Source organism: Clostridioides sp. ES-S-0005-03 (assembly GCF_020658455.1).
In the GTDB taxonomy this organism is placed as follows: domain Bacteria; phylum Bacillota; class Clostridia; order Peptostreptococcales; family Peptostreptococcaceae; genus Clostridioides.
The window spans coordinates 1-9,441 of sequence record NZ_JACVWI010000014.1; the positions used below are offsets into that span (position 1 = coordinate 1).

Annotated in this window: 9 protein-coding genes, 1 tRNA gene, 1 rRNA gene, 1 other RNA gene and 1 other annotated feature; of the genes, 1 reads left to right on the forward strand and 11 read right to left on the reverse strand. The window is 28.5% G+C overall.

The genetic code is table 11. From position 1 onward, the window contains the following. Positions 1 to 510 precede the first annotated feature (510 nt). Positions 511 to 1,716 carry an MGDG synthase family glycosyltransferase gene (locus IC218_RS21395; RefSeq protein WP_227437604.1) on the forward strand — a complete coding sequence of 402 codons (1,206 nt, stop codon included), beginning with the start codon at positions 511 to 513 and terminating at the stop codon, positions 1,714 to 1,716. 64 nt (positions 1,717 to 1,780) lie between these two features. Here IC218_RS21395 and IC218_RS21400 read toward each other — a convergent pair whose 3' ends face one another. From IC218_RS21400 to rrf, 11 genes are all read right to left on the reverse strand, one after another. Next, on the reverse strand, positions 1,781 to 2,002 hold the full coding sequence (locus IC218_RS21400) for a hypothetical protein (RefSeq protein WP_227437601.1): 222 nt from the start codon (positions 2,000 to 2,002) through the stop codon (positions 1,781 to 1,783). 141 nt (positions 2,003 to 2,143) lie between these two features. Next, positions 2,144 to 2,743, reverse strand: coding sequence for a recombination mediator RecR (recR, locus tag IC218_RS21405; protein ID WP_227437599.1), 600 nt, complete (start codon positions 2,741 to 2,743; stop codon positions 2,144 to 2,146). Positions 2,744 to 2,755: 12 nt separating this feature from the next. Next, positions 2,756 to 3,106 (reverse strand): YbaB/EbfC family nucleoid-associated protein, encoded by a 351-nt coding sequence (locus IC218_RS21410; RefSeq protein ID WP_227437598.1) that lies wholly within the window; start codon positions 3,104 to 3,106, stop codon positions 2,756 to 2,758. Between the two features lie 58 nt (positions 3,107 to 3,164). Further along, positions 3,165 to 4,802, reverse strand: coding sequence for a DNA polymerase III subunit gamma/tau (gene dnaX, locus IC218_RS21415; RefSeq protein WP_227825474.1), 1,638 nt, complete (start codon positions 4,800 to 4,802; stop codon positions 3,165 to 3,167). A gap of 76 nt (positions 4,803 to 4,878) precedes the next feature. After that, positions 4,879 to 5,143, reverse strand: an RNA gene (ffs, locus tag IC218_RS21420) — signal recognition particle sRNA large type. A 41-nt stretch (positions 5,144 to 5,184) separates the two neighbouring features. Continuing rightward, positions 5,185 to 5,276: transfer RNA gene (locus IC218_RS21425), tRNA-Ser, on the reverse strand. After that, positions 5,277 to 5,732, reverse strand: coding sequence for a nucleoside deaminase (locus IC218_RS21430; protein ID WP_227437594.1), 456 nt, complete (start codon positions 5,730 to 5,732; stop codon positions 5,277 to 5,279). Between the two features lie 319 nt (positions 5,733 to 6,051). Continuing rightward, entirely contained in the window at positions 6,052 to 7,323 is a 1,272-nt protein-coding gene (serS, locus tag IC218_RS21435; protein WP_227483911.1) for a serine--tRNA ligase, read from the reverse strand. Positions 7,324 to 7,449: 126 nt separating this feature from the next. Beyond that, positions 7,450 to 7,655, reverse strand: a binding site (T-box leader). A 126-nt stretch (positions 7,656 to 7,781) separates the two neighbouring features. Further along, a complete protein-coding gene (locus IC218_RS21440) occupies positions 7,782 to 8,663 on the reverse strand; it encodes a mechanosensitive ion channel family protein (protein WP_227437590.1) in 882 nt (293 codons plus the stop codon). 11 nt (positions 8,664 to 8,674) lie between these two features. Continuing rightward, on the reverse strand, positions 8,675 to 9,184 hold the full coding sequence (locus tag IC218_RS21445; RefSeq protein WP_227825475.1) for a transcription repressor NadR: 510 nt from the start codon (positions 9,182 to 9,184) through the stop codon (positions 8,675 to 8,677). Positions 9,185 to 9,315: 131 nt separating this feature from the next. Next, a 5S ribosomal RNA gene (rrf, locus tag IC218_RS21450) occupies positions 9,316 to 9,432 on the reverse strand. Positions 9,433 to 9,441 lie beyond the last annotated feature (9 nt).

The window sequence follows — 9,441 nt, forward strand, 5'->3', positions numbered from 1 at the left end:
ATCAAACTCTCAAATAAAAGTTTATCAGGCTCAGATACTATTGTTATCTAAATATCTGGCTTTATGGTTTGTTTCTTGTTTTTATAAATTAACCTACTGTTTAATTTTCAAAGTTCATTTTTCATGTCTGCCCTTTTCTTAAGGACAAGTAATACTATATCAGCTTTATTTGTCTAAGTCAATATAATTTTTTATTTTTTTTTAGATTTTTAATTTTTCTATGTTTTATCAGCTTAACTCTCAGAAATTAATAATAAACAAAAGTCTCTATTTCATAGGACTAATATATATTTTATGCCCAATTTTCCTTTTTATTCTATATTTAAATTTTTTATTTGTAGCAATACACATTTTTTTAAAATTAATTTACATTTCTTTCACTTGTAATTTTTGTAATCTTGTATTAGATTATTATTAAAAAATGATTTATCAATAATTTGATTGAGAACGACATTTTTACACATCAAAATATTATATAAATACTATGCTACATTTTAGGAGGATTTTATTATGAGCAAGAAAGTATTAATCATGTCTGCTTCTACAGGTGGTGGACATAATAGAGCGGCTCTAGCTATTAAAGAAGAACTTACATCCAAAACAATTGATGGAGAGCCAGTTGAGTGCGAAATAATAGACAGTTTGAAATTAGTCAATAACATAATGGATAAAATAATTTCAAGAGGATATGAAAAATCCGCCATATATACACCCAAAGCATATGGAAGTGTATATAGATTATCTGAAACAAACCTTTTATCGAAAAATGAATTTAAAGATAATCTAATCATTACATTTATGGCAAAAAAATTTAAAAAACTCATTAAAAACACTAAGCCAGATTTAATTATAGGTACACATCCTTTTCCAATGATTGCTCTAAGTACATTGAAAAAAAATTTTAACTTACATAATAATGAAATAAATGCTTCTACTGATCATTTTTATAAGCATCATACAAGTACTATTAATGTTCCTCCACTTATTTCTGTACTAACTGATTATACTACTCATTCCACATGGATACAAAATGAGATTGACTACTATATTGTTGGTCATGAGTATGTAAAGGAATTATTAGTATTTGATGGAGTCGAGCCTAGCAAAATTAGAACATTTGGAATCCCTGTTGAAAAATCATTCCATTCTCATAGAGATAAAAAAATTGTTCTTTCTGAACTAAATTTATCTCCTGATAAATTAACTGTTTTACTTATGGGTGGCAGTTTTGGAGCTGGGAATATAAAAGAAACTCTTGATGAGTTATTAGATACAGATAGAGATTTTCAGATACTTGTAATAACTGGTAGAAATGAAAGTTTAAAAGAGAAAATTGAAAAAAAACTTGTATCTCGTTATCATGACAAAAATGTATGTGTACTTGGATACACTAATAAAATGAATGATATTTTAGCTTCTATCGATGTTTTAGTCAGTAAGCCTGGTGGACTTACTACAACTGAAGCACTATTAAAAGATGTACCCATGATAGTTCCATATTATATCCCTGGACAAGAAGAAGAAAATCTTGATTTCTTATCCAATTGTGGTGCAGCACTTAGAACTACAAAGAAATATAATTTATCAATATTATTAAAAGTTTTAATAGATGACTCTAGTAGGCTAGAAATGTTAAAGAAAAATATAAAATCTATAAGAAAGTCAAATTCAGCCCAAAACATAGCTAATTTAGTATTAAGTATAATTTCTGATTAATAAAATAAATAAAATCCCTATAGTATACCTATTAGGGATTTTTTATCTTCTAATTATTTAATTGCTAGATTGGTTCATAAAAATCTTCTTCATAATCATACTGATAGTTTTTATAGTTATTTCTGAATTCAGTATTTTTATTTTTTGGAGTTTTCTTAGTTTTTTTCTTGTTAGAAAAACTGATCTCCTCAAAATCATCATATTTAGGCTTGTCTTTTGATTTCATTTTTTTAATTCTTTTTTCTTTCATTGCATTATGTTCTTCTAAGTTCATAATTGGTTTCATGTTGCACCCCTATCAAAATTTTTAAATGATTTATACAACAAATTATACAATACAGAAGAGATTTATTCAATAAATCTAAATCAAAATTAATCTGAATTTAACTCCAAAAAATTACAAAAATCGAGGTAGTAACCTCGATTTTTATATTTCTCTTCTGCCTTCCAATGCTTTCGATATTGTAACTTCATCTGCATATTCTAAATCGCCTCCAACAGGAAGACCATGAGCTATCCTAGTAACTTTGATTCCCATTGGCTTTACTAATCTTGCAATATACATAGCTGTAGCTTCTCCTTCAATAGTAGGATTTGTAGCCATTATTATTTCTCTTACATCTTGATTACCAAGCCTTTGTATAAGCTCTTTTATTTTTAGCATATCTGGTCCAATACCATCCATTGGAGAAATAACCCCATTTAATACATGATATTGCCCTTTAAACTCTCTTATTCTCTCCATAGCTGCAACATCTCTCGGATCTTCTACCACACATATAGTACTAGAATCCCTATTCTTATTTGAGCACATACTACATGGGTCTGTATCTGTTATATTGCAACAAATTGAACAATACTTTATCTCTCTTTTTGCGTCTATAATTGCCTTAGATAAAGCCTCCACATCATTAGTATTCATATTAATAATATGAAAAGCCAACCTTTGAGCAGTCTTTCTTCCAACTCCTGGAAGCTTTGAAAATTCTTCTATTAGTCTCGTTATCGGACCTGTATAAACTTGCATAAATATCACCTACTAGAATAACCCTGGTATATTCATACCTCCAGTTACCTTACTCATTTGATTTGCTTGTATATCATCAATATTTCTCAATGCTTGATTTACTGCACTTAAAACTAAATCCTGTAACATTTCTATATCGTCTGGATCAACAACTTCTGGTTTAATAGTTATATCTAAAACTTCTTTTTTACCATTAACTTTTACAGTAACTGCTCCTCCACCAACTGAAGCTTCTACTTCTTTATTTTCTAACTCTTGTTGAGCTTTTTGCATGTTTTCTTGCATCTTTTGAGCCTGTTTTAATAAATTATTCATATTTCCACCACCAGGCATCATTCCGCCTCCAAAACCTTTTTTAGCCATAAACACTATTCCTCCTAAACTTATTTTCATTTTATTATTATATCATAATAGTATTTTATTATTTACTTTCATTTTCATCAATACTATCTTTTATTTCTAGTATCTCTTCGTTTACTATGTTCTTTAGTATCTCTTCACCAATGTCTTTTTTTTCTTTAACTTCAAGATTTATATCTTTGACTTCTGATGACAATACTATTTTTACACTAAAGCTTCTATTTAAAACTTCTCTTATAGTCTTCTCTAGATAATTTATTGTATCTGGGGAGCTTAATCTAGTTTTTGCAAAATCAAATTTATCATCAAATATTACATATAACATGTTAGAATATACATTAAAACTTTTTACCTCACTTAAAAGAGCGTATATTGGCATTTTTTTATCTTTTTTAATTTGTTTAAGTATATTTTTCCATGATGATTCTATAAGTAGAACATCTTCATTTTTTACCTCTTCATAAACTATACTTTCTTTTTTTGAATCTATTTCTCTATTATCCTCATATTCCTTTTCTTTACCACTATCATTATTTGTAATTTTAAAGCTACCCATTTCAATCATTTTTTCCAAATTCTCAACCCTTTTAATAAGAGCTTCTTTACTTTCATCAAACATTGGCTGAGCAATCTTCATTATAGTTATTTCTACTAAGATTCTTGGATTTGAAGATGATTTTATATCATCTTGAGTTGTTGACAGTATATTTAAAATTCTTATTAAATCATTCATATCTATGTCCTCAGATTGAGATTTAAGTTGCTCTATAGTTTCTTCTGGTAATGAGATTATTTCATCTAATTCTGATGATACTTTGCAAACCATTAAATTTCTAAAATGGTCTATTAAATCATTTATAAGGTTTCTTATATCTTTACCCCATAAAACAAATTCATTTAATATTTCAAGAGATTTTTTAGTATCTTGTGCTACAATACATTGAGACAACTCAAATAATTGTTCTATATTCACGCTTCCCATCAACTCAACAACATCTTTATAGTCTACTGTATTTTCTCCAAATGATATACACTGATCTAATATGCTAAGAGCATCTCTAAGTGCTCCTTGAGAGTTTCTAGATATCAGATTAAGAGCTTTTTCATCTATGTCAATTCCTTCATCTTCACAAATTTTTTTCATCCTAAGAGTCATATCTTTAACAGTAACTCTTTTAAAATCGTATCTTTGGCAACGTGATAAAATAGTTGCAGGTATCTTATGAGGTTCCGTAGTAGCTAATATAAAGATTACATATGAGGGAGGTTCTTCTAATGTCTTTAACAATGCATTAAAAGCTCCTTGAGACAACATATGAACCTCATCTATTATATATACTTTATATTTAGCATTAGCTGGAGAATATTTTACACTTTCTCTAAGCTCTCTTATATCATCTACACTATTATTTGATGCTGCATCTATTTCTACAACATCCATTGTATTATCTTTTAATATTGATTCACATATTTCACACTCATTACAAGGTTCTTCATTCAATTTATTTAAACAATTTACTGCTCTTGAAAAAATTTTTGCAGTAGATGTCTTTCCAGTACCTCTTGTACCACAAAACAAATAGGCATGTCCTATATTATCATTGTATATTTGATTTTTTAAAGTCTTAATAATATGTTCTTGACCAACAACATCATCAAATCTTTGTGGCCTATATGCTCTATATAATGCTTTATGCATCTTTTTACCTCTCTTTAGTAAAATTAATAAAAAAATCCCTCATTATCTAAGGGATTAGTCTTTTATATATTAAATGCTGTACACCATCTATCGACTTAATTCCATAGGCGTTACCAAAACAGTTAGCTCAACTTAGGCACCCCCGCGGCACACAAAAGTGATCACTTACCGCTGCTTCCTTCCGGATCTGACGGGGTTCATGAGCTTTCATTGCGCAGGACCTAAGCATCAACACCACTTATTCAGGGCGGCCCTACAAAAAATAAGCCTTTAGATGGAATTCAATCCTGCTATAGCGGATTGCAGGTTACAGGGCACCGCTACCTCCCCATCTAGTACAGCAAAATTACAACCATATTTAATTACTTTTATTTATTGTTTCTGGCGGAGAGAGTGGGATTTGAACCCACGATACAGTTTTACCCATATACTCGCTTTCCAGGCGAGCGCCTTCGACCACTCGACCACCTCTCCTTAATCTCTTTTTCTTAATGCCTTAAAAAATTCTTGCAATATGATCGAGCATTCTTCTTGCAAAACATCAAAAGCCACTTTTACATTATTATTATCAAAATAATCTAATTTAAACTCATGCTGTTTCTCTATATATGAATTTTTTATATGTCTTGTCCCTATTATAAGCTTTTTTATTCTAGAATTAACTATTGCACCACTACACATTATACAAGGCTCTAGTGTAACATACAAATCACAATCTGTCAATCTCCATCCACCTAATTTTTCTGATGCTTGCTTTATCGCTAAAATTTCTGCATGCGCTGTAGAATCTTTCAATGTTTCTGTAAGGTTATGAGCCCTTGCTATTATCTGATTATCTTTAACTATAACAGCACCTATTGGTGTTTCTCTCTTATTATATGCTTTATATGCTTCTTTTAATGCTTCTTTCATATAAAATGAACTTTCCATAATTCCTCCCAAAACTTATAACAAACTTATCTTATCATAATTCATTTTATAATTCAACTTAATTTTATTTTGTTTATTTAATATATTGCTATACATAGCTACATTTAATTTAAATTAACCTAAAAAAATTTTTTCAACGTCTAATTAAATGTTGATTTATGAAAATATTTAGCTTTTTATGATGAATATTCTATTATATATATTAACATAAAAAAGTTATGAAATTATTAAATCTCATAACTTTTTCTAATTTACTATTTACTTACAGTATATTTTTAATCTTAAAATATATTATCACTTATATAATATTAATACATAATTATTTTATAACATCAACACCCATATAAGGTCTTAATTCTTCTGGAACCACTACAGAGCCATCTGCTTGTTGATAATTTTCTAATATAGCAGCTAAACATCTTCCTATAGCCAATCCAGAACCATTTAATGTATGAACATATTCTGCTTTTGATTTTTTATCCCTTTTAAATCTTATTCCCGCTCTTCTTGCTTGGAAATCTTCAAAGTTTGAACAAGAAGATATTTCTACATATCTATTATAACTTGGCATCCAAACTTCTAAATCATATTTAAAAGCAGCTGTAAATCCTAAGTCTCCTGTACATATTCTTACAACTCTATATGGAAGACCTAACATTTGTAACATAGTTTCAGCATCATGAGTTAATGATTCTAATTCCTTATAAGAATCCTCTGGTTTAACAAATTTAACTAATTCAACTTTATTGAATTGATGCTGTCTAACTAAACCTCTTGTGTCTCTTCCTGCTGAACCAGCTTCAGATCTAAAGCAAGGAGTATATGCACAATATTTTATTGGAAGTTCTGCAACATCTAATATCTCATTAGCATGTATATTTGTCACAGGTACTTCAGCTGTTGGTATTAAGAAATACTCTAGCCCTTCTATTTTAAACATATCTTCCTCAAATTTAGGAAGTTGGCCAGTGCCTATAAAACTATTTCTATTAGCCATAAATGGAGGTAAAACTTCTGTATATCCATGTTTAGCTGTATGAGTATTTAAGAAGAAATTCATTAAAGATCTTTCTAATCTAGCACCTAATCCTCTATATAAAGTAAATCTTGAACCAGTTATTTTTCCAGCTGTTTCAAAGTCTAATATCCCTAAACCAGTTCCTATATCCCAGTGAGCTTTATGTTCAAAATCAAATTTTGTAGGTTCTCCCCAAGTTCTTACTTGAACATTATCTTCATCTGTTTCACCTTGTGGCACATCTGGATGAGGTACATTTGGAATTCTCATCAATGCATATTCCATTTTTCCTTCAACTTCTTTTACTTTCTCATCAATACCTTTTATCTTGTCTGATAATTCTTTTAATCTTGCTTTTTCCTCTTCTACATCTTTTCCTTCTTTTATTAATTGTGGTATCTTTTTAGAGTTTACATTTAATTCATTTTTCATAACTTCAACTTCTTGAAGTATCTCTCTTCTTTTATTATCTAATTCCACTACAGCATCAAGGTCGAATTCTTTTTCGCCTCTTATTTCCATAGCTTTTTTAATATCATCTAAATTTTCTCTTATTCTTTTAATATCTAACATATTAATTCCTCCTAATAATTTTTATAATATAAATTAATAATTCCAATTTAAATTAAAACATTTTTAACTGCAAATTCTTAGTTTAAACAAATTTTGAAAATAAAAAAAGACCTCCGTTTACCCTATAAAAGGGACGAAAATCTTTTATCCGCGTTGCCACCCTAATTGATTATACCCATATGTACAATCCTCTCAGACCTGTAACGTAGGTAAACGTCTAGCTTTAACTAGAAGCTCTAGAGTAGATTCAAAAACCATTGTAATGAGTTCTCACCATCCACTCATTCTCTGAATACAACCTGTTTTTTACTATTTTCTTTCAATGCTTTTAACTAATTGTTTTATTTGATAATCATTATATTATATATATTAACATCTTTCAATACTATTATTCAATTTTTTTTAGAATTTTCTTTAATTTGTTATCTTGAATTTGATTTTTTTGTTTAATTAAAATATTATCTTTTATCTAAAGAATTTAAATTACTTGTGTTATTAAACAATAATGAAGCAGGAATAAATGGAACTTCTATTTTATTTTCATCAAATTTCTTTTTAACTTTTTCCATTATATCAAAGTATACATCCCAGTAATCATCAGTTTTAACCCAAGGCCTAGCAACTATTTGCATAGTATTATTACCTATAGAGTTTAACCCTATGATTGGCTTTGGATCATCTAGTATCCTTTTTTCATTTGTAAAAATTTCATTTAATATAGATTTAACCATATCTATATCGCTGTCATAAGAAATATTATACGAAAAATCTATTCTTCTTTTATTTTGATGTGTGTAATTAATTATATTATTACTTGTCAATTGAAAATTTGGTATTATTATAGTTTTATTATCTGGAGTTTTAAGAACAGTGCTAAATATTTGTATATCAGAAACTGTACCTTCCACACCTGACCCTTGAATATAATCACCTATATTGAATGGCTTAAAAAACAAAATAATCATGCCTGAACCTAGGTTTGATAATATTTCTTTAAATGCTAATCCTATACTAAATCCAGCTGCTCCTAAGACCGCTACAACTGATGTAGTTTGTATTCCTATAATACCTAAACTTATCAGTGATATGATGGATAGCATTGATATATATATACCATATACAATAAAATTATTTACACCTTTACTCATTCCATATTTAATTAGAAATTTAGAAACCATCTTTCTTACTATCTTAGCTATATAAATACCTATTATAAATATTGTTATTGCATATATAATATTTGGTATATTATCACTGAAATTATTAAGCATATTTTCTAAAGTTCTCTTCGTTATATTACTATTTGTTGAAGTAGTCTTAGCCAATGACAAAAAATTCATTTAACTCCTCCTTATGATAATATTCCACTGTCATCTAGTTTTTTTATTATATCTTCAATAGTTTTTTCTTTGAGTGCTTCAATTGTATGAATATGACTACATTCTGTTAAAACTGATAATTGTTTAAACTCATTTGTTTCAACTTTTATCATAAAATCATCTATATCCATTTTAGAATAAATATTAAGTTCCGCAGTTATTTGACCATATGTCGGATGATTTACAATAACATCTTTTACAATTCCACCCAAATCTACAATAATTCTTAGTTCTTCATAAATTTCTTGGGGATTTCTATGATTTTTACATTTTATTTGTCTGGAAAAATATGGTTGATTATATATTATATATCCTTGAGGTGTCGCTATTATTTCAAAACCTTTAGCTCTTATAAGCGCTATATCTTGTACTATTACTTGTCTGCTTACATTTAATAGCTCTGCTAGCACTCCACCTTTTACAGGATGCTTGGATTCCTTTAAAATATCTATTAATTTGTTTCTTCTTTCATTAGAATTCATATCATACCTTCTTTCTAAATCAAAACTTTTTGTCTATATTATATAATTCTATATTTTATCTTAGTATAAATCAATACAGAGTTTATATTCTGTTTAATTTTAGATTTTATAGCAAACAATAAAAAAAGACTACGTGGCTACGTCCTACTCTCCCAGGCAGTTTCCCACCAAGTACCATCAGCGCTAGAGAGCTTAACTTCTGTGTTCGGAATGGGAACAGGTGTATCCTCTCTGCTATTGTAACCACATAATCTCTA

Bases quoted from the DNA above. Each gene is read 5' to 3' on its own strand.
- IC218_RS21395 (WP_227437604.1), top strand. From the start codon at position 511: ATGAGCAAGAAAGTATTAATCATGTCTGCTTCTACAGGTGGTGGACAT.
- IC218_RS21400 (WP_227437601.1), bottom strand. From the start codon at position 2,002: ATGAAACCAATTATGAACTTAGAAGAACATAATGCAATGAAAGAAAAA.
- recR (WP_227437599.1), bottom strand. From the start codon at position 2,743: ATGCAAGTTTATACAGGTCCGATAACGAGACTAATAGAAGAATTTTCA.
- IC218_RS21410 (WP_227437598.1), bottom strand. From the start codon at position 3,106: ATGGCTAAAAAAGGTTTTGGAGGCGGAATGATGCCTGGTGGTGGAAAT.
- dnaX (WP_227825474.1), bottom strand. From the start codon at position 4,802: ATGCATAAAGCATTATATAGAGCATATAGGCCACAAAGATTTGATGAT.
- IC218_RS21430 (WP_227437594.1), bottom strand. From the start codon at position 5,732: ATGGAAAGTTCATTTTATATGAAAGAAGCATTAAAAGAAGCATATAAA.
- serS (WP_227483911.1), bottom strand. From the start codon at position 7,323: ATGTTAGATATTAAAAGAATAAGAGAAAATTTAGATGATATTAAAAAA.
- IC218_RS21440 (WP_227437590.1), bottom strand. From the start codon at position 8,663: ATGAATTTTTTGTCATTGGCTAAGACTACTTCAACAAATAGTAATATA.
- IC218_RS21445 (WP_227825475.1), bottom strand. From the start codon at position 9,184: ATGAATTCTAATGAAAGAAGAAACAAATTAATAGATATTTTAAAGGAA.